Origin of the sequence: Pseudomonas pseudonitroreducens (assembly GCF_021603645.1) — a bacterium.
GTDB lineage: Bacteria > Pseudomonadota > Gammaproteobacteria > Pseudomonadales > Pseudomonadaceae > Pseudomonas > Pseudomonas pseudonitroreducens.
The window spans coordinates 179,062-196,192 of sequence record NZ_BQHJ01000011.1; the positions used below are offsets into that span (position 1 = coordinate 179,062).

Consider the following 17,131-nt stretch of genomic DNA (forward strand, 5'->3'; position numbering starts at 1 on the left):
CGCGAATCTCCTAGGTTCGGTACGAATAGCCGGAAGCGGGCAGAAGCTCGCCATCCAGCGTGGCGCCATGTTCGCTCAGCCTTACTCGGCCTTCGGCGAACCAGCGCATGGCCAGCGGATAGATCACATGTTCCTGCACGTGAACGCGCTGCGCCAGCGTTTCCGGCGTGTCGTCAGACTCTACCGGGATTGCCGCCTGTACGACCAGAGGACCGCCATCAAGTTCCTCGGTGACGAAGTGCACGCTGCAGCCGTGCTCGGCGTCGCCGGCCTCCAGCGCACGCTGGTGGGTATGCAGGCCCTTGTACTTGGGCAGCAGGGACGGATGGATGTTCAGCAGGCGACCCTGGTAGTGACGCACGAAGTCCGCGCTGAGGATGCGCATGAAGCCGGCAAGCAGGACCAGATCAGCGTCGAAGCCGTCGATGGCCTGGATCAGCGCGGCATCGAAGCTTTCGCGATCGGCGTAGGACTTGTGGTCGAGGAAGCGCGTCTCGATGCCGGCCTGGCGCGCACGCTCCAGGCCGTAGGCGTCCACGCGGTTGGACAGCACCGCGCGGATCACCACCGGCGTGTCAGCGCCGGCGAGACTGTCGATCAGGGCTTGCAGGTTGCTGCCGGAGCCGGAAATCAGCACCACGACATTGCAAGATTTGGACATCAGTGGCCTTTCAGGTTGTTCAGGACCACGCGCTCGGCGTCGGCGGCGCAAGCGTCGATGCGGCCGATGACCCACGGCTGCTCGCCGGCGTCACGCAGGGCTTTGAGGGAAGCCTCGATCTGATCCTGGGCGACGCAGATGACCATGCCGACGCCGCAGTTGAGTACGCGGTGCATCTCGGTCTCGTCGACGTTGCCTTTTTCCTGCAGCCAGTCGAAGACCGCCGGGCGCTGCCAGCTGGCCACGTCGACCACCGCCTGGGCGTTGTCCGGCAGCACGCGCGGAATGTTGTCCAGCAGGCCGCCGCCGGTGATGTGGGCCATGGCCTTGACCGCGCCGGTCTGCTTGATCAGCTGCAGCAGCGGCTTCACGTAGATGCGGGTCGGGGCCATCAGCAGGTCGGCCAGGGGCTTGCCGTTCAGCTGGGTGGACTCGATGTCGGCGCCGGAGACCTCGATGATCTTGCGGATCAGCGAGTAGCCGTTGGAGTGCGGGCCGGAGGAGGGCAGGGCGATCAGGGCGTCGCCGGCGACCACTTTCGAGCCGTCGATGATCTCGGACTTTTCCACCACGCCGACGCAGAAGCCGGCCAGGTCGTAGTCTTCGCCTTCGTACATGCCCGGCATCTCGGCGGTTTCACCACCGACCAGGGAGCAGCCGGCCAGTTCGCAACCGGCGCCGATGCCGGTGACCACGGTGGCGGCGACGTCGACGTTGAGCTTGCCGGTAGCGTAGTAATCGAGGAAGAACAGCGGCTCGGCGCCGCACACGACCAGGTCGTTCACGCACATGGCGACCAGGTCCTGGCCGATGCTGTCGTGCTTGTTCAGGTTCAGCGCCAGGCGCAGCTTGGTGCCGACGCCGTCGGTACCGGAGACCAGTACGGGCTGCTTGTAGCCGGCCGGGATTTCGCACAGAGCGCCAAAACCACCCAGGCCGCCCATCACTTCAGGACGTGCGGTGCGCTTGGCGACGCCTTTGATGCGTTCGACCAGGGCTTCGCCGGCGTCGATGTCCACACCGGCGTCCTTGTAGCTCAACGAGGGTTGCTTGTTGCTCATAAATCCAGGCCTATAGAAGGGATGATTCGTCTTGCCGCCGGGTGCGCCGTTCGCGCTTCCCGGCCTGCGCGGGAGGCGCGGGATTTTATCAGGCTTGCCCGGCAGCGGCCATCTCGCGCTGTTGCTGCTGGCCGGACGGCTGTTTAAGGTATAGGTCTTCCTTGCCGACTCGTAGCAGCCGGTTTTTCTGATTTTTCCGCGAGAGCCCGCCATGCGCCTGACCGCCCGCCTGTTGATCCTCTGCCTGTCGCTGTTCAGCCTGCCGTCTTTTGCTGAAACGCTGGGCAACCTGTACCAGGTGCACGAACCGGTCGCATCCCAGCAGCCGGACGAACGCAATGCCGGCCTGACCCGCGCCCTGCAGACCCTGGTGCTGCGCCTGACCGGCAATGCCGGCGCTGCGCAGAATCCCGCCCTGGCCGGCTACTTCAAGGACCCGCAGCAACTGATCAGCCAGTACGGCTTCGAGAACGGCCCGCCCATGGCGCTGGTCGTGGACTTCGACCCGACCGCCACCGACAACGCCCTGCGCCAGGCCGGCCTGCCGGTCTGGGGCGCCAGCCGTCCGAGCGTGCTGGCCTGGTGGCTGAACGAAAGCGCCAACGGCAGTGGCCTGGTGGGTGATAGTCAGGAAGCCTCCGCCCCGCTGAACCGTGCTGCCCAGCGCCGTGGCCTGCCGCTGCGTCTGCCGATGGCGGACCTCAGCGAACAGCAGGTCGGTACCGCGGAAAACCTCAACGCCGCCCAGCCCGACACGCTGAAAGCCGCCTCCGAGCGCTATGGCGCCGATGCCCTGCTGGCGGTGGACGCCAAGGAAGCCGATGGCAAATGGACCGCCACCTGGCGCGTGTGGATGGGCGACAGCCGTGAACAGGGCCAGGCCCAGGGCGATACCCCGGACGCGCTGGCCGATGCGGTGATGCTCGGCGTGTCCCAGCGCCTGTCGCAGCGTTTCGTCGGTTCGGCGGGCTCGGCTTCGGCCCAGGTGCTGCAGATCGAGGGCGCCGACCTGGCCCGTTACGCCGAAGTCTCGCGCCTGCTGGAGCCGATGGGCGCCAAGCTGGTGGAGGTCCAGGGCAGCAATCTCGTCTATCGCGTGACCGCCAGCCCCGAACAACTGCGTGCGCAACTGGCGCTGGCGCGCCTGCAGGAAGCCCCGGCCGAACCGGCGCAAGCGGCGGTCGACGCCAACGGCCAGCCGGTGCCGAACCCGGCCGTGCCGCAGCAGAACGCCCTGCGTTTCCACTGGTGATTGACGTTCCGGGTGCGGGCCAGGTCCCGCTTCCCGGCCTAGGTGGCTCTGAGTCGCACGTGGTAGCTGCGTTATCCTTCTGATTTGGATAAACTTTCAGTCACCAAGGCCCACCCCAAGCGATTGAAGAAACGCCCGGCCCGGCATGACTCCTATGCAGCTCCCACTCAGCGTACGTCTGCGCGATGACGCAACGTTCGCCAACTACTACCCCGGTGCCAACGCCGCGGCGCTCGGCTATGTCGAGCGTCTGTGCGAGCCCGAGGCGGGGTGGACGGAAAGCCTGATCTATCTCTGGGGCGCCGAAGGCGTGGGTCGCAGCCACCTGCTGCAGGCCGCCTGCATTCGCTCCGAGCAACTGGGTGAGCCGTCCGTCTACCTGCCGATGGCCGACCTGGTGGCCTACGGTCCGGAAATCTTCGACAACCTCGAACAGCGCGAGCTGGTCTGTCTGGACGATCTCGACGCCCTGGCCGGCAAGCGCGAATGGGAAGAGGCACTGTTCCACCTGTTCAACCGCCTGCGCGATTCCGGCCGCAAGCTGCTGCTGTCGGCCTCGGTGTCGCCGCGCGAGCTGGGGGTGAAGCTGCCGGACCTGAAATCCCGCCTGACCCTCTCGCTGATCTTCCAGCTGCACCCGCTGACTGACGATGAGAAGCTGCGCGCTCTTCAGCTGCGCGCCTCGCGCCGTGGCCTGCATCTGACCGACGAAGTCGGGCGCTTCATCCTCACCCGCGGCGCGCGCAGCATGCAGTTCCTCTTCGACCTGCTGGATGAGCTGGACAAGGCCTCGCTGCAGGCGCAGCGCAAGCTGACCATTCCCTTCCTCAAGGAAACCATGGGCTGGTAAGCCGCCCAGGTTCCCCTGATTCCATCGTCAGGCGCTTGTCGCTTCCTGCTGCGGTTCCTGGCCTTCGCCGGCCAGCTTGCGGTCGTACTGGAAGCGCCAGCGCGTGTACATCAGCGCCGAACAGAACAGCGACACGCTGAGGATGATCTCCGCCCAGCCGAAGATGGCGTGGTTGGGATCGAAGGCGTTGAGCACGCCGAGGATGAAGTACAGGTTGATCACGTAGCACGCCCAGGCATGCCCACGTGCGCTGCCGATCAGGATGCCCGGCGCCACCACCAGCAGCGGCAGCAGCTTGAAGCCCAGGAACACCCAGGGTACCCAGCGTGCGCCGCCGTGGGCATCAGCGAACAGCAGGTCCCAGACGACGATGAGCAGGATCAGCCCGATGAAGCTGCCGAGGGCGACCGCGCGGCTGGCGGCCAGCCGGGGTCTGAGCCATTCCACGGACGGCAGCGGTTTGTTCTTGCGGGCCATTCAACTCTCCAGTTTGCGGGCGACTTCGGCCAGGCGCTTGCCCAGCGCGCGGCACAGGGTGATCTCGTGTTCGTCCAGGCTGCGCTTGCCATCGGCAGTGGCGAAGTGGCTGGCGCCATAGGGTGTGCCGCCGCCGCGGGTCTCCAGCAGGGCGGGCTCGCTGTAGGGGATGCCGGTGATGAGCATGCCGTGGTGCAACAGTGGCAGCATCATCGACAGCTGGGTGGTCTCCTGGCCGCCGTGCAGGCTGGCGGTGGAGGTGAAGACGGCTGCAGGCTTGCCGACCAGGCCACCGGTCAGCCACAGGCTGCTGGTGCCATCGAGGAAGTACTTGAGCGGCGCGGCCATGTTGCCGAAGCGGGTCGGACTGCCGAGGATCAGGCCGGAACAGTCCTTCAGGTCATCCAGGGTGGCGTAGAGCGCACCTTCGGCCGGGATGTCCGGGGCGACGGCTTCACACTCGGTGGAGATCGCCGGCACCGTTCGCACGCGTGCTTCCAGGCCGCCCGCCTCGACGCCGCGGGCGATCTGCCGGGCCATTTCGGCGGTGGCGCCGTGGCGGCTGTAATACAGAACGAGGACGTATGGCGCGCTCAAGGCAGGATCTCCAGCACCTTTTCCGGCGGACGGCCGATCACCGCCTTGTCGCCGACGATGAGGATCGGCCGCTCGATCAGCCTGGGGTGGCTGGCCATGGCCTGGATCAGTTGCTCGTCGCTGAGCGCCGGGTTGGCGAGCTCCAGCTCCTTGTACTCGTCCTCGCCGGTGCGCAGCAGCTGGCGCGCACCGATGCCCAGCTTGCCGAGCAGTGCCTTGAGTTCGGCAGCGCTGGGCGGAGTTTCCAGGTAGCGTACGATGTCTGGCTGGATGCCGCGTTCTTCGAGCAGTTCGAGGGCGCCACGGGATTTGGAGCAGCGCGGATTGTGAAACAGTGAAATCTGGCTCATGTGCCGGGACTCGCAAGGCCGATGAAGTGGCGGCTATTCTAACCGCCTCCTCGGACTGGACTGAACCGCTGTCGTTCGCCGTGCTCTACGAGGACGGTTATTCAGTGCAGCCAAAGGACATTTCATGCACGATCGCTTGCAGGGCCTGGTCGAATTCGGCCGCTATCTGGTCCAGCGTTTCCTTGCCGACAAAGCGCCCAACAGCGCCGCGGCCCTGACCTACACCACGCTGTTCGCGGTCGTGCCGATGATGACCGTGACCTTCGCCATGCTCTCGGCCGTGCCGGCCTTCGAGGGCATGGGCGAGCGTATCCAGCTGTTCGTGTTCCGCAACTTCGTGCCGTCCACCGGCGAAGCGGTCGAGGCCTACCTGCGCAACTTCACCGTGCAGGCGCGCCACCTGACCTGGCTGGGCGTGGCCTTCCTGGCGGTGACCGCCTTCACCATGCTGGTGACTATCGAGAAGGCCTTCAATGCCATCTGGCGCGTGCGCCAGCCGCGCCGGGGTGTGACTCGCTTCCTGCTGTACTGGGCAATTCTCAGCCTGGGCCCTCTGCTGCTGGGCACCGGTTTCGCCGTGTCCACCTACATCACGTCACTGTCGCTGCTTTCCGGCCCGCATGCGCTGCCGGGGGCGGCGATGCTGCTGAAGTTCATGCCGCTACTGGCCAGCGTGGCGGCCTTTACCCTGATCTACGCCGCGGTGCCCAACGCACGGGTGCCATTCCTGCATGCGCTGGCGGGCGGTGTCTTCACTTCGATCCTGTTCGAGGCGGCCAAGTCGCTGTTCGGCTTCTATGTGAGCTTCTTCCCCGGCTACAAGCTCATCTACGGGGCCTTCGCCACGGTGCCGCTGTTCCTGCTGTGGATCTACCTGTCATGGCTGATCGTGCTGTTCGGTGCGGAGCTGGTCTGCAACCTGTCCTCGACCCGTCTCTGGCGTCGCCGTGCGATGCCGCGTCTGCTGGTGATCCTTGGTGTGCTGCGGGTGTTCTTCGACCGCCAGCGTCACGGCCTGCCGACGCGCCTGGCGCATCTGCATCGTGCCGGCTGGCTGCTGCCGGAAGACGAATGGGAAGAGGTGCTGGATTTCCTTGAAGGCGAGCAACTGGTCTGTCGCGCAGGCTCGACCACCGCGGCGTGGGTGCTGTGCCGCGACCTGGGCAGCTACAGCCTGCATCACCTGCTCAATCGCAGCCCGTGGCCACTGCCGTGTCTCGAGGCATTGCCGGCGGAGCTGGATGAGCCCTGGTACCCCGAGCTGCGTGAGACGCTGGCGCGTTATCAGGCGGATCGACAGGCGTTGTTTGGTGACAGTCTGGCGAAATGGTTGAGGCCGTCACATTCCGAGTGACGCAAAACGTCAGTTTGCGGCGATTCTGATTCTGTCTGCGCTTTGTATCACTTCAGAAATGCGCCAATTCTCGCTATTTCAGAATTGGCACAGTTCTGGCTATGGAGGTAGCAGGACACAGATGTCCTTCAGAAGTTCCTCCAGGGCCAGCGAAACCATGAAAAAAGACCAGAACAACGTAGTGCACCTGCATCAGCGCGATCTGACGAGCGCCCTGGAGCGGTTGAATAGAATTACTGGTCTGCAATTCAGCAGCTGGCCTGAATCGCTCCTGCCGTCCGTAGTGCAGGACTGCGCCCAGCCCGTTGCGGCTGAGCCGTCGGAAGAAACCCTGGTGCGTCAGCTGGGTTGATCGCTCAAAGGCTGGTGGCCAGCGGGCGCGTCGCGCCGGCTTGCTGTTCCACGGCCTGCATGAAGACTTCCTCGGCGATTACCCGCGACAGCGCAACGGCTGCGCGCAGCTTGATCTGTGCATCCTCGATACGCTGAGAAAACGCCAGGCGAGCCACGCCCGACAGCAGGATGCGGCTCTGTTTGTTGATGGTGCCGTGGTCGATCACGACTTCCCGCTGGCGCTCCCCATCGCGGTAGCTGAGCAGCAGCGTCACTGGCAAATCCGCAATACCCGGGAGATGCAGCCAGACCGCGACATTGAAGTCCGCCAGCCGTCCTCCGTTGGCCGCATTGGCCGGCCTTGCGCTGGCGACAATATGGCTGGGAACCTTGCTGACAAGCTGGTCTGTAGGCTGCATCTGGCTGTCCTGTCGATGGTTGGCCGGCGTGCATGGCGCCGGCCGCGTTCTGAAGGCCGCTGAATGATCGGCGAGCGAGAATCGTCCCGAAAGTCAGAACGAACGTTCGAATTATAGAGAGGCGGGTACCTGGCATTCCGGGCCTACTGCCGATCTTGCCTGTGACTTCTCTCCCAAAATCGATAATCAGGCCAGGCGCAGAGGGTGGCGCGCTACCAGCGGCGTAACCAGGTTGGCGGCGGGCAGCGGCAAGATGGTCTGGTTGTCGAAGCTGGCCAGTTGCAGCCAGAGATTCTCGCCTTCGACGAAGTTCCCCTGCGGTACCCAGAGCCCGTGGTACCAGCCATTACCTGGCTCCGGGGTACTCTGCAGGACTCCAGGGTGACGTTGCGCGTCAGGTGCGCGGCGCAACCAGACCGGACGGGGCAGGCCCTTCAGGTAGCGCAGGCCCAGATGCAGCCCTTCGCTGTTGAGGTGCCGCCAGCGCACCACGGCCAGGGTCGGGGTGCCGCCGTTGCCGGGGATCAGCAGCAACTGGCCGACCGGAAGCTGCCCGGCCTGTTGACCCGGACACAGAATGCGCGCGCCACCGGCGCTGGCGTCCATCAGTGCGGCTTCCCTGCAGGGCGTGGCTGAGCTGTCCAGCAGGTGCTGCTGAATCGCCGCAAGACCGACTACCAGACGGCAGGTGCCGTTCTGTTCGGCCCGCTCGTGGCGGCGTGCCTGGTGCCCAAGCCAGTGGTGACGGACGCGCTCGAGCAACGCACCCTGCTCCAGTCGACGCAACGGTGCGGGGTCGTGCAGGGCGATCAGCAGGGCGCCCAGTTCCAGGCGGCGCAATTGCTCGGCGGGGGCATCGGCGGCCTGCTCGGCTGCGAGGCAGGGCTGGTCCGAGCCAAGGTCGACGACGAAGCCTTCCTGTTCCTCATCATCCCAGGGCAGCAGGCGACCCAGTGCGGCCAGTGGTGCCAGCGCGCTGAACAGTTGCGGCGCTTCCCCCTCGGTAAGGTGGAAAGGGTTGCTCAGGGCCAGCAACAGTATCTGCTGGTAAAGCCCACGCAGGGTGCCGGCTGGAACCGGGTCGAAAGCGGCGGCGACCGGTTCGTCCAGGCACTCCTGGTGCTCGCCGATCCAATACAGCAGGTGGCTGTCGCGCCACAGGCTGCCCGGCGGTTGCTGGTACTGCTGGTAGTGGCGCAGCAGGGCCTGGGCGAGGAAATGCTGGGCCATGTACAGGCACCAGGCCATATGCGGTCGCGCGGGCTTGTGCCCGTGCAGGATCTGCAGCAGCAGACGCTTGAAGCCGGCGGCCAACTCGCTGCAGAAGTGCACGAACAGCGCAGGCGGCGTCCGTTCCTGGCGTATCAGCCGTTCGTAATGCCGGTATTCTTCGCTGAGACTTTGCAGGGCGCGTTGTCTTTCCAGTAAGGTCAGCGCGCATCGGTTGAGGCGGAACAGCGTGCCCAGGGCCTTCTGCAAACCTTCCTGCAGGGGCTGCTGCCGCGATTCCTGGAGCCTGACCGCCAGATTGCTCATTGCCTCGGAGTCTTCTTCGAGAATGTCCGGCACCTCCAGGCGCAGGGCATCGAGCATCATGACCACCCCGCATACACGAGGATTGAAGGCATGGGAGTGCGGCTCCGTATTGTAATGGGCTTGATGGCTGGCCTGATCCTGGCCGGCTGCTCGGCGGACTATGGCACCGATCAGCACGGACGGAAAGTACCCGCTGCGAGTGTGGATGGCCAGTGGCTAGTTATTAATTACTGGGCGGAGTGGTGTGCGCCGTGCCGCAAGGAAATTCCCGAGCTGAATCATCTGGCGCAGCAAGGCGAGGCGAACGGGTATCGGGTGCTGGGGGTGAACTTCGATGGGCTGCGCGACGCGGACCTGGCGAAGGCCTCGCAGGCCCTGGGCGTGCAGTACACCGTGCTGGCCGACGACCCTGCGCCGCGCTACAGCCTGCCCCGCAGCGAAGCGCTGCCTGTAACCTACATCATCGATCCTGAGGGCAAGATGCGCGAGCAACTGCTCGGCGAGCAGACCGCCGCCGGCCTGCAGGCGCGCCTGAGCGCATTGCGCGGGGAGAAGCAGTGATGGCGAGGATATGTCTGCACGGCTATATCAGCGGCAAGGTGCAGGGCGTCTATTTCCGGCAGAGCGCCCAGGAGCAGGCTGAGCGCCTGGATATCGACGGTTGGGTGCGCAATCTCGATGACGGCCGTGTGGAGCTGCTGATCGAGGGCGAGGAAGATGCGCTGCGCGAGCTGGAAAAGTGGCTGGCGCGTGGCCCGGTAAAGGCCAAGGTGGCGGCGGTGGAGCTGCAGCCGATGACGCCCCAGGGCATCACCGGTTTCATCGTTCGCCGCTAGACGTCAGTTGCTGGCGCCGGGGTCCGCAGCCAGGCGACCGGCGTCGGTCATGAGGCTGTGGAGGAATTCCTTCTGCAGTTCCGGATCGTTGCGGGTCAGCTCGATCAGGCTCTGTTCCAGTTCGCTGGCTTCCTCTTCCAGACCGAGGTCGGAGAGGCGCTTGACCCGGTGTACCCAATGGTGCACGTCGTCACCTTCCAGGTCGTCATAGATCAGCGCGTGGGCTTCCTGCAGCTTGCCGCGCAGCGAGCGGCTGACCAGCAGGCTGGCGTCGGCGCGGGTGTCGTCCGAAGGGTCCTGGACGCTGAACTGCAGGCGGCCAATACGGCTGACTTCGTCGTCGCTGAAAGGACCTTCCAGCAGGTTCAGACGCAGCACGCCGTGGCGGTCGGTCAGCAGTTCCTGGGAGTTCTTGCCCGCGGTGACGGTAACCGGGCGCTCCGACCAGGGCAGGCTGGAGTACTCGGTACGCTTGTCGCGCTGACGCTCGTCGATCGCAGCCAGGTTCTGCTCGGCGCGGCCGTTGGACTGGACGTTCATGAACGGATTCATGCCGTCGACGCCGTAACGGATCCAGCCGCGGGTGACGCTCTCGGGCAGGTTGCCCAGGGCGAACACGTTGACCACGTTGGCGCCGATACCGCCGACGAAGGCGACGATGCCCAGCGGCATTTCGTACACCTTGCGCCAGCCCTGGTACGGCGTGTAGCGATCATAGCGGCGGGTGACCTCGAACTCGGTGACTTCGAAGGTCTTCTGCTCCTGCACGCGGATGCGACGCTGCGGCAGTTCCAGGGTGCCCGGCGTGCCTACGTCGATCTGCAGGCTGTGGTCGAGCAGTTTGCGCTCGACACGCTCTTCATGCTCGCTGCGTTGCGGCAGCTGGTTCGCGCAGCCGCTCAGCAGGAGGCTGCCGCACAGGGCGGCAGCCGCGAGGCTGGAGGTACTTCGGGTGGACATCGCTCTGCTCAGTTGCGGATCTTGGCCGTGATGAAGGCTTGCAGGTCGGACAGGGCGACCGGCTGCGACTCGGCGTCACGGCGACCCTTGTACTCCAGGGTACCTTCGTCCAGGCCGCGTTCGCTGACCACGATGCGGTGCGGGATGCCGATCAGCTCCATGTCGGCGAACTTCACGCCGGGGCTGGTCTTCTTGTCGCGGTCATCCAGCAGCACCTCGAAGCCGGCGGCGGTGAGGTCCGCATAGAGCTTGTCAGTGGCGGCGCGCACGGCTTCGTTCTCGTACTTCATCGGTACGATGGCGATCTGGAACGGCGCCAGGGCGGCCGGCCAGAGGATGCCGCGGTCGTCGTAGTTCTGCTCGATGGCCGCGGCGACCACGCGGGACACGCCGATGCCGTAGCAGCCCATGATCAGGGTGACCGGCTTGCCGCTCTCGCCCAGCACGGAGAGCTTCATTGCGTCGCTGTATTTGGTGCCGAGCTGGAAGATATGGCCGACTTCGATGCCGCGACGGATGATCAGGGTGCCTTTGCCATCGGGGCTCGGGTCGCCTTCGACGACATTGCGCAGGTCGGCGACTTCCGGTACCTGCAGGTCGCGTTCCCAGTTCACGCCGAAGTAGTGCTTGTCGTCGACGTTGGCGCCGGCGGCGAAGTCGCTCATCAGGGCAACGGAGCGGTCGATGATGCACGGCAGCGGCAGGTTCAGCGGGCCGAGGGAGCCGGGGGCGGCACCAATGGCGGCCTTGATGTCTGCTTCGCTGGCCATCTGCAACGGTGCGGCTACCAGCGGATGGTTGCCGGCCTTGATCTCGTTGAGTTCGTGGTCGCCACGGACGATCAGGGCGACCAGTTTGCCTTCCTCGGCGGCGTGCACCACCAGGGTCTTGATGGTCTTCTCGATCGGCAGGCCGAACTTTTCCACCAGGGCGGCGATGGTCTTGGTCTCGGGCGTGTCGACCAGGCGCAGTTCTTCAGTGGCGGCGCCGCGAACGGTTTCGCGGGGCAGGGCCTCGGCCTTCTCGATGTTGGCGGCGTAGTCGGTGGACTCGCCGAAGACGATGTCGTCCTCACCGGAGCCGGCCAGTACGTGGAACTCGTGGGAGCCGCTGCCGCCGATGGAGCCGTTGTCGGCCTGCACAGCGCGGAAATCCAGGCCCAGGCGGGTGAAGATCTTGCTGTACGCGCCGTACATGACGTCGTAGGTCGCCTGCAGCGAGTCCTGGCTGGTGTGGAAGGAGTAGGCATCCTTCATGATGAACTCGCGGCCACGCATCAGGCCGAAGCGCGGACGGATCTCGTCACGGAACTTGGTCTGGATCTGGTACATGTTGATCGGCAGCTGCTTGTAGCTGTTCAGCTCGTTGCGCGCGAGGTCGGTGATGACCTCCTCGTGGGTCGGGCCGACGCAGAAGTCGCGGTCATGGCGGTCCTTCAGGCGCAGCAGCTCGGGGCCATACTGTTGCCAGCGACCGGACTCCTGCCACAGCTCGGCGGGCTGGATGGCTGGCATCAGCACTTCCAGGGCGCCGGCGGCGTTCATCTCTTCGCGAACGATGGTCTCCACCTTGCGCAGCACCCGCAGACCCATTGGCAGCCAGGTATACAGACCGGATGCCAGCTTGCGGATCATGCCGGCGCGCAGCATCAGCTGATGGCTGATCACGACCGCATCGGAAGGGGTTTCTTTCAGGGTGGACAGCAGGTACTGACTGGTACGCATCTTTGGCCGTTTTGTCGGTTGCGAAGGGGAATATAGGCTGGGCATTGTACGGTGCAGGTCTGGCTGCGTACAGGGCGCGGCGGACGGAGGGGGAGGAGTGGCGTGAGTCGTTTAACTGCGGCGCAGGTACAGGCGTTCATTCGCGCGGGATTGCCCATGGCGGACGACATGGATTTGCGCATCGATGCACTGGAAGGGCGCAGCGCCTTCGTGCGGGTTCCGTTCCACGGGCGGATGGTTCGTCCGGGGGGCACGGTGTCCGGGCCGACCATCATGTCGCTGGCAGATGCGGCGATGTATGCGGTGATCCTGGCGCAGCTGGATAACGTCGAGATGGCCGTTACTTCGAATCTCAATATCAACTTTCTCAGCAAGCCGAAGCCGGAGGACTTGTTGGCGGAAGCGAAGATATTGAAGCTGGGGCGCCGGCAGGTGGTTTGCGAAGTAGCTGTCTACTCGGTCAGTAATCCCGAGGAGTTGGTCGCTCATGTGACCGGGACTTATGTATTGCCGATGTAACGAATACGTTCGAAGTTGTAGTTAAGTTGCAATAAAAAAGCCCGGCGGATGCCGGGCTTTTTCTCGCTTGAGCGCGCGGGTCGATTACATGATCGACAGCGGGTACTCGGCGATCAGGCGGAACTCGTTCTGGCGGCCGCCAGTGGAGTCGTCGCCATAGTGGAACGCCTGGCGTACGCGCAGGGACAGGTCCTTGGCAGGGCCTTCCTGGATGACGTACTTGGCTTCGATGTTGGTTTCGTGCTCGCTGTCGTCTTTGCCGTACTTGCCAGCATAGGCGCCGGTCGCGTCAGCCTTGGTGCCGTCGATGTCGTCACCGTGGATGTAGCGAGTCATGAAGCTCAGGCCGGGTACGCCGTATTCGGCCATGTTCAGGTCGTAGCGAGCTTGCCAGGACTTCTCGCCCGGGCCGTTGAAGTCGGACCACTGCACGGAGTTGGCGAGGAAGATCGAATCACCACCGTCACCGGCACCGTTGTCACCGAAGCCAGCGTAGTCGAACGGCTCGTCGCCGTGGACTTTCTGGTAGGAGAGGGTGAAGGTGTGGGCGCTGAGGGTGTAGGCAGCGGCCAGCGAGTAGGTGGTGTTGCTGATGTTGCCCGCTTCGGCGCGACCTTCGTCGTTGGTGCGATAGATGTTGAAGTCGAAGCCCAGGGACTGGCTGTCAGCCAGCGGCAGGGTGTAGTTGGCGTTCATGTAGTACTGGCGCCACAGGTCTTCGAACTCGGAACCGTACAGGGAAACGCTGGCGTTATCGGTAATGGCGTATTTGCCGCCGATGAAGCTGGCTGCGTTGGTTTGGCGGTTGGCGTAGGTTGCCCAGATTTCACCGTCGCGGTTGGTGCTGGTCACGCCGCTGGAGCTGGTGAAGCGACCGGCTTCCAGGTCGAGGCCGGCGATCTCGCTGCTCAGCAGGTTGAAGCCAGTGGCTACTTGCGGAACCAGGCGAGTACCACCTGCGGCAAACACCGGAGCGGTGGGCTGCATGTCGCCATACTTCAGCTCGGTCTTGGAGATGCGGACCTTGACGGCGCCACCGGCTTTGCCGAAGTCGTCCTGCATGTCGCCTTTGTTGTCGACCTGGGTGTAACCGCTGCCGATGTGGCCGTTACCGCCGTCCAGTTTCAGCGACAGATAACCAAAGGCATCAACACCGAAGCCTACTGTGCCCTGGGTGAAGCCGGACGAGTAGTTGGTCAGGATGGCCCAGGTGGTGTCGCGCGGATCGCGAGCGTTGTTCGCTTCGGCGTTGTGGCCGTCACCGCCAGTCATGCGGTTGAAGTAGGCCATCTTGTTAGTGATGGTCAGGTGGCTATCTTCGAGGAATCCTTTGGATTCCGCTTGATCGCTGACGAAGGCTTCGGCCATGGCCAGTTGCGATGTTGTTGCAGAAACCGCCAGGGCGATGGCGCTCCACTTCATCACTTTCATTGTGATTGCTCCTTTGGTTTTGAAGTTATCTGCCATCACAGTGCAACGGTGACGGCTCATTCTTTTTGTCGGCGCTAACTTATAGCACGCGTGTTCAGTTGGCGATAGTTGCCCAAATAAACGCGCAAAAACTTTACGGGACTGTCGCGAAGCTGCATGACGCATGTCGCATTCAAGCAGTTCTCATGTTGCAAAAAGAGATGGCCCCCTGATTGCTTCATTGATGCTTCAGCCTTTGTGGTTCTCTATTCCATTGACCACTTCTTAAGTTCTCCCGCCTCCGCGTCCACTTCTTCGAATAGGGTGGCCGTCGGTGCGATGTCCTTGCCTCTAGCAACAACCGTGCACAAATGCCCGGAGCTGCTTTCACAGTGTTCGTCTTGCGACGCGTTGACGCATTTCACGGCTTCTGTTGGCGATTTGCAACATGGGCGCGCATGGATGTCGTTTTCCGGCATCCCACAGATATGGCTGTTTAAACGATTTTTCGCTGCTGATGGCCGTGGTTGCCGTGCAGATTCCTGCACGCGCCTATTGTAGGCATATGCCAATCCGCGCCATGCCCCACGCTGGGGCGGCGGGCAAAATGGCGTGCGCCGGGACGGGGCGCCGGCTGGGCGTGTTCGTTTGCAGGGCGCTCTAGTATTCTTCGCGGCCTTCGGCTCCTTCGTGGGGCTAGGCTTAAACATGGCTCGTCGAACAGGAGAGGTCTTATGTTCGCCCTGGATTCCCGCCTCCAGCAGGACACCGTCGCGGTGGGTGATTTCCCGCTCAGCAGCCTGCTATTGATGAACGACTCGCAATATCCGTGGTTCATCCTCGTTCCGCGTCGCGAAGACGTCAGTGAGATCTTCCAGCTGGACTCCGCCGATCAGCAGCAACTCTGGCGTGAGGCTACCCAATTGGCAGAGGTGCTCAAGGACACCTTCGATGCGGACAAGATGAACGTGGCCAATCTCGGCAACGTCGTCAGTCAGTTGCATGTGCATGTGATCGTGCGCAAGCAGGATGATGTCGCCTGGCCGGGCCCGGTCTGGGGCAAGCATCCGGCCGTTCCCTATAAAGATGAAGAATTGGCGCGGGTGCGCGAGAAACTGCGCATGGCGCTGGGCGATGGCTTTCGCTTCAGCCAGGAGTGAATGATGGAACTGGATAACCGGGTGACCGACCTGGAGAGCCGGCTGGCCTTCCAGGATGACACGCTGCAGACCCTGAGCGATGTGGTCTATGAGCAGGAGCGCGTGATCGAGCGTCTGCGCCTGCAGATGCAGGCGTTGCTCAAGCGTCTGGAGGATCTGCAAGGGCAGGTCGGCATCGCCGAAGATGACGCGCCACCGCCGCACTATTGATGCCGGAGTGAGTGATGCGCCCATGAAAAAGCCCGCCAATTGGCGGGCTTTTTCATGGTGCTGGCGATCAGCGGCGGTTGGGCAGGGCGGCGATCACGTCCTCGGCCTGCAGCCCCTTGTCGCGCTGGACCACCGAGAACTCCACGCGCTGTCCTTCGATCAGGATGCGGTGGCCTTCGCCGCGGATGGCGCGGAAGTGGACGAAGATGTCCTCGCCCGAGTCGCGGGAGATGAAGCCGAAACCCTTGGAGGTGTTGAACCACTTCACGGTGCCGGTTTCGCGGTCGACGCCGGCGAAGGTTTCGATGGCAGCGCTGGTGCTTGGTTTGTTGAGGCTGGCAATCCACTGCAGAACGACGGCGCCGGCCAGGCTCAGCAGCGGCAGCACGATGGCCGGTTGATCGCCGATGAAGGGCAGCGGGGCGAGCAGGATCAGGATCTGCAGAACAACGGCCAGTACCACCAGGGCGGTGGCCAGGCCTTGCAGGGCTGAAGGGTGTTTCAGCTGGCTGCTCGGGGTGAGCAGGAGGCTGGTCAGGCCGAGCAAGGCCAGATAGACAGCATCGCTTTGTTGCAGGTAGGGCAGGGCATCATTGCGCAGACTCGGGAAAAGGGACAGCACGAGTGCAGCGACGCCCGTCACGAGATGGACGATCTTCAACATGGCTACGGATTCACCTTGAGCGGGTAACGAAAAAAGAAGTAGCCGTCCCTGGGTGCGACGCCGGAAAAGAAAATGAAAGCGTGCCGGACGGCCTATGCGCGAAGCGCACGGCAGTTATTTAACAGCAAACCACTTGCCTTCTCAAATCAACCGCTTAGCTCATTCGTAGGGGGGGAGGCCTGCTGGAAGGCGGACCTCCTATATAAAGGAAGGATTACTCGGCGAGCAGGCTGCGCAGCATCCAGGCGGTCTTCTCGTGGACTTGCATGCGCTGGGTGAGCAAGTCGGCAGTGGGCTCGTCCGCCACCTTGTCGGCCAGCGGGAAGATGCTGCGTGCGGTGCGTACCACGGCTTCTTGCCCCTGAACCAGCAGCCTGATCATTTCCTGGGCATCCGGCACGCCTTCCTCTTCCTTGATGGAGGACAGGCGAGCGTAGGCGGCATAGGTGCCCGGCGCCGGGAAGCCCAGGGCGCGGATGCGCTCGGCAATGCTGTCCACGGCCAGCGCCAGTTCGGTGTACTGCCCTTCGAACATCAGGTGCAGGGTATTGAACATCGGCCCGGTGACGTTCCAGTGGAAGTTATGGGTCTTCAGGTACAGGGTGTAGGTATCGGCCAGCAGGCGGGACAGGCCGTCGGCGATGGCGGCGCGATCTTCTTTGGCGATTCCGATATCGATGTCCATGGCGATCTCCTCATCGTGCATGAATGATTTAAAACGCTGGATTCGAGGCTACCATCGGGGCAGGTGTGAAGCT

At 63.7% G+C, this 17,131-nt stretch carries 21 protein-coding genes and 1 pseudogene; 9 read left to right on the forward strand and 13 right to left on the reverse strand.

Annotated elements, in window-relative coordinates; translation table 11 throughout:
* Positions 1-10 precede the first annotated feature (10 nt).
* Positions 11-661 (reverse strand): phosphoribosylglycinamide formyltransferase, encoded by a 651-nt coding sequence (gene purN / locus L6D89_RS24830; protein WP_236201508.1) that lies wholly within the window; start codon positions 659-661, stop codon positions 11-13.
* Entirely contained in the window at positions 661-1,722 is a 1,062-nt protein-coding gene (gene purM, locus L6D89_RS24835) for a phosphoribosylformylglycinamidine cyclo-ligase (protein ID WP_236201509.1), read from the reverse strand. The genes purN and purM overlap by 1 nt, the downstream gene beginning before the upstream one ends.
* 211 nt (positions 1,723-1,933) lie before the next feature.
* Between purM and L6D89_RS24840 the strand changes: the two genes are divergently transcribed.
* Positions 1,934-2,974, forward strand: a complete 1,041-nt coding sequence (locus L6D89_RS24840; RefSeq protein ID WP_236201510.1) for a DUF2066 domain-containing protein — start codon at positions 1,934-1,936, stop codon at positions 2,972-2,974.
* A gap of 145 nt (positions 2,975-3,119) precedes the next feature.
* Entirely contained in the window at positions 3,120-3,824 is a 705-nt protein-coding gene (hda, locus tag L6D89_RS24845; RefSeq protein ID WP_024764559.1) for a DnaA regulatory inactivator Hda, read from the forward strand.
* A 27-nt stretch (positions 3,825-3,851) separates the two neighbouring features.
* Here hda and L6D89_RS24850 read toward each other — a convergent pair whose 3' ends face one another.
* Genes L6D89_RS24850 through arsC form a run of 3 tightly spaced genes read right to left on the reverse strand, consistent with a single transcriptional unit; the run spans position 3,852 to position 5,248 of the window.
* The gene (locus L6D89_RS24850; protein WP_236201511.1) at positions 3,852-4,301 is read right to left on the reverse strand and encodes a DUF2069 domain-containing protein; all 450 of its coding nucleotides are present in this window, start codon (positions 4,299-4,301) and stop codon (positions 3,852-3,854) included.
* On the reverse strand, positions 4,302-4,898 hold the full coding sequence (gene wrbA, locus L6D89_RS24855) for an NAD(P)H:quinone oxidoreductase (RefSeq protein ID WP_236201512.1): 597 nt from the start codon (positions 4,896-4,898) through the stop codon (positions 4,302-4,304).
* Entirely contained in the window at positions 4,895-5,248 is a 354-nt protein-coding gene (gene arsC, locus L6D89_RS24860) for an arsenate reductase (glutaredoxin) (protein ID WP_236201513.1), read from the reverse strand. The genes wrbA and arsC overlap by 4 nt, the downstream gene beginning before the upstream one ends.
* A gap of 124 nt (positions 5,249-5,372) precedes the next feature.
* On the opposite strand from arsC, the gene L6D89_RS24865 reads away from it, so the two are divergent.
* Both L6D89_RS24865 and L6D89_RS24870 read left to right on the forward strand, forming a co-directional pair.
* Complete coding sequence (locus tag L6D89_RS24865) at positions 5,373-6,602, forward strand: YihY family inner membrane protein (protein ID WP_236171625.1); 1,230 nt, start codon at positions 5,373-5,375, stop codon at positions 6,600-6,602.
* A 157-nt stretch (positions 6,603-6,759) separates the two neighbouring features.
* Positions 6,760-6,954, forward strand: a complete 195-nt coding sequence (locus tag L6D89_RS24870; RefSeq protein WP_236201514.1) for a hypothetical protein — start codon at positions 6,760-6,762, stop codon at positions 6,952-6,954.
* A 4-nt stretch (positions 6,955-6,958) separates the two neighbouring features.
* Here L6D89_RS24870 and L6D89_RS24875 read toward each other — a convergent pair whose 3' ends face one another.
* Both L6D89_RS24875 and L6D89_RS24880 read right to left on the reverse strand, forming a co-directional pair.
* Positions 6,959-7,354, reverse strand: a complete 396-nt coding sequence (locus L6D89_RS24875; protein WP_236201515.1) for a hypothetical protein — start codon at positions 7,352-7,354, stop codon at positions 6,959-6,961.
* 186 nt (positions 7,355-7,540) lie between these two features.
* A complete protein-coding gene (locus L6D89_RS24880; protein WP_236201516.1) occupies positions 7,541-8,950 on the reverse strand; it encodes a PilZ domain-containing protein in 1,410 nt (469 codons plus the stop codon).
* A 30-nt stretch (positions 8,951-8,980) separates the two neighbouring features.
* Here L6D89_RS24880 and L6D89_RS24885 point away from each other — a divergent pair, with 30 nt between their 5' ends.
* Together L6D89_RS24885 and L6D89_RS24890 are read left to right on the forward strand one after the other, a co-directional pair.
* A complete protein-coding gene (locus L6D89_RS24885) occupies positions 8,981-9,451 on the forward strand; it encodes a TlpA disulfide reductase family protein (protein ID WP_236171618.1) in 471 nt (156 codons plus the stop codon).
* Positions 9,451-9,726: an acylphosphatase gene (locus L6D89_RS24890; protein ID WP_236171616.1), complete on the forward strand. Its 276-nt coding sequence runs from the start codon at positions 9,451-9,453 to the stop codon at positions 9,724-9,726. Before L6D89_RS24885 ends, L6D89_RS24890 begins: the two co-directional genes overlap by 1 nt.
* A gap of 3 nt (positions 9,727-9,729) precedes the next feature.
* On the opposite strand, the gene L6D89_RS24895 is transcribed toward L6D89_RS24890, so the two are convergent.
* Together L6D89_RS24895 and L6D89_RS24900 are read right to left on the reverse strand one after the other, a co-directional pair.
* On the reverse strand, positions 9,730-10,686 hold the full coding sequence (locus tag L6D89_RS24895; RefSeq protein ID WP_236171615.1) for a YceB family lipoprotein: 957 nt from the start codon (positions 10,684-10,686) through the stop codon (positions 9,730-9,732).
* Positions 10,687-10,694: 8 nt separating this feature from the next.
* Positions 10,695-12,410, reverse strand: a complete 1,716-nt coding sequence (locus L6D89_RS24900) for a proline--tRNA ligase (protein WP_236201517.1) — start codon at positions 12,408-12,410, stop codon at positions 10,695-10,697.
* 156 nt (positions 12,411-12,566) lie between these two features.
* Here L6D89_RS24900 and L6D89_RS24905 point away from each other — a divergent pair, with 156 nt between their 5' ends.
* Positions 12,567-12,929, forward strand: a complete 363-nt coding sequence (locus tag L6D89_RS24905) for a PaaI family thioesterase (RefSeq protein ID WP_089285724.1) — start codon at positions 12,567-12,569, stop codon at positions 12,927-12,929.
* A gap of 84 nt (positions 12,930-13,013) precedes the next feature.
* Here the strand turns inward: L6D89_RS24905 and L6D89_RS24910 are convergent, their stop codons facing one another.
* The gene (locus L6D89_RS24910; protein WP_236171613.1) at positions 13,014-14,360 is read right to left on the reverse strand and encodes an OprD family porin; all 1,347 of its coding nucleotides are present in this window, start codon (positions 14,358-14,360) and stop codon (positions 13,014-13,016) included.
* 713 nt (positions 14,361-15,073) lie between these two features.
* Here L6D89_RS24910 and L6D89_RS24915 point away from each other — a divergent pair.
* Both L6D89_RS24915 and L6D89_RS24920 read left to right on the forward strand, forming a co-directional pair.
* Positions 15,074-15,499 (forward strand): HIT family protein, encoded by a 426-nt coding sequence (locus L6D89_RS24915; RefSeq protein ID WP_236171612.1) that lies wholly within the window; start codon positions 15,074-15,076, stop codon positions 15,497-15,499.
* A 3-nt stretch (positions 15,500-15,502) separates the two neighbouring features.
* Positions 15,503-15,709, forward strand: coding sequence for a SlyX family protein (locus L6D89_RS24920; RefSeq protein WP_236171610.1), 207 nt, complete (start codon positions 15,503-15,505; stop codon positions 15,707-15,709).
* A gap of 67 nt (positions 15,710-15,776) precedes the next feature.
* On the opposite strand, the gene L6D89_RS24925 is transcribed toward L6D89_RS24920, so the two are convergent.
* The 3 genes and pseudogenes from L6D89_RS24925 to L6D89_RS24930 form a co-directional block, all read right to left on the reverse strand.
* Positions 15,777-16,016 carry a cold-shock protein gene (locus tag L6D89_RS24925; protein ID WP_192430913.1) on the reverse strand — a complete coding sequence of 80 codons (240 nt, stop codon included), beginning with the start codon at positions 16,014-16,016 and terminating at the stop codon, positions 15,777-15,779.
* A 93-nt stretch (positions 16,017-16,109) separates the two neighbouring features.
* Positions 16,110-16,373 (reverse strand): annotated as a pseudogene (locus L6D89_RS32700) (cold shock domain-containing protein membrane protein); the annotation flags it as partial.
* 214 nt (positions 16,374-16,587) lie between these two features.
* Positions 16,588-17,058, reverse strand: coding sequence for a Dps family protein (locus tag L6D89_RS24930; protein ID WP_236201518.1), 471 nt, complete (start codon positions 17,056-17,058; stop codon positions 16,588-16,590).
* Positions 17,059-17,131: the final 73 nt, after the last annotated feature.

Excerpts from the sequence above, each read along its gene's own strand:
- L6D89_RS24885 (WP_236171618.1), top strand. The coding sequence starts at position 8,981 with ATGGGAGTGCGGCTCCGTATTGTAATGGGCTTGATGGCTGGCCTGATC.
- L6D89_RS24895 (WP_236171615.1), bottom strand. The coding sequence starts at position 10,686 with ATGTCCACCCGAAGTACCTCCAGCCTCGCGGCTGCCGCCCTGTGCGGC.
- L6D89_RS24910 (WP_236171613.1), bottom strand. The coding sequence starts at position 14,360 with ATGAAAGTGATGAAGTGGAGCGCCATCGCCCTGGCGGTTTCTGCAACA.
- L6D89_RS24875 (WP_236201515.1), bottom strand. The coding sequence starts at position 7,354 with ATGCAGCCTACAGACCAGCTTGTCAGCAAGGTTCCCAGCCATATTGTC.
- L6D89_RS24840 (WP_236201510.1), top strand. The coding sequence starts at position 1,934 with ATGCGCCTGACCGCCCGCCTGTTGATCCTCTGCCTGTCGCTGTTCAGC.
- L6D89_RS24905 (WP_089285724.1), top strand. The coding sequence starts at position 12,567 with ATGGCGGACGACATGGATTTGCGCATCGATGCACTGGAAGGGCGCAGC.
- purN (WP_236201508.1), bottom strand. The coding sequence starts at position 661 with ATGTCCAAATCTTGCAATGTCGTGGTGCTGATTTCCGGCTCCGGCAGC.
- purM (WP_236201509.1), bottom strand. The coding sequence starts at position 1,722 with ATGAGCAACAAGCAACCCTCGTTGAGCTACAAGGACGCCGGTGTGGAC.
- hda (WP_024764559.1), top strand. The coding sequence starts at position 3,120 with ATGACTCCTATGCAGCTCCCACTCAGCGTACGTCTGCGCGATGACGCA.
- L6D89_RS24915 (WP_236171612.1), top strand. The coding sequence starts at position 15,074 with ATGTTCGCCCTGGATTCCCGCCTCCAGCAGGACACCGTCGCGGTGGGT.
- L6D89_RS24920 (WP_236171610.1), top strand. The coding sequence starts at position 15,503 with ATGGAACTGGATAACCGGGTGACCGACCTGGAGAGCCGGCTGGCCTTC.
- L6D89_RS24890 (WP_236171616.1), top strand. The coding sequence starts at position 9,451 with ATGGCGAGGATATGTCTGCACGGCTATATCAGCGGCAAGGTGCAGGGC.
- L6D89_RS24870 (WP_236201514.1), top strand. The coding sequence starts at position 6,760 with ATGAAAAAAGACCAGAACAACGTAGTGCACCTGCATCAGCGCGATCTG.
- L6D89_RS24880 (WP_236201516.1), bottom strand. The coding sequence starts at position 8,950 with ATGATGCTCGATGCCCTGCGCCTGGAGGTGCCGGACATTCTCGAAGAA.
- L6D89_RS24850 (WP_236201511.1), bottom strand. The coding sequence starts at position 4,301 with ATGGCCCGCAAGAACAAACCGCTGCCGTCCGTGGAATGGCTCAGACCC.
- L6D89_RS24930 (WP_236201518.1), bottom strand. The coding sequence starts at position 17,058 with ATGGACATCGATATCGGAATCGCCAAAGAAGATCGCGCCGCCATCGCC.
- arsC (WP_236201513.1), bottom strand. The coding sequence starts at position 5,248 with ATGAGCCAGATTTCACTGTTTCACAATCCGCGCTGCTCCAAATCCCGT.
- L6D89_RS24865 (WP_236171625.1), top strand. The coding sequence starts at position 5,373 with ATGCACGATCGCTTGCAGGGCCTGGTCGAATTCGGCCGCTATCTGGTC.
- L6D89_RS24900 (WP_236201517.1), bottom strand. The coding sequence starts at position 12,410 with ATGCGTACCAGTCAGTACCTGCTGTCCACCCTGAAAGAAACCCCTTCC.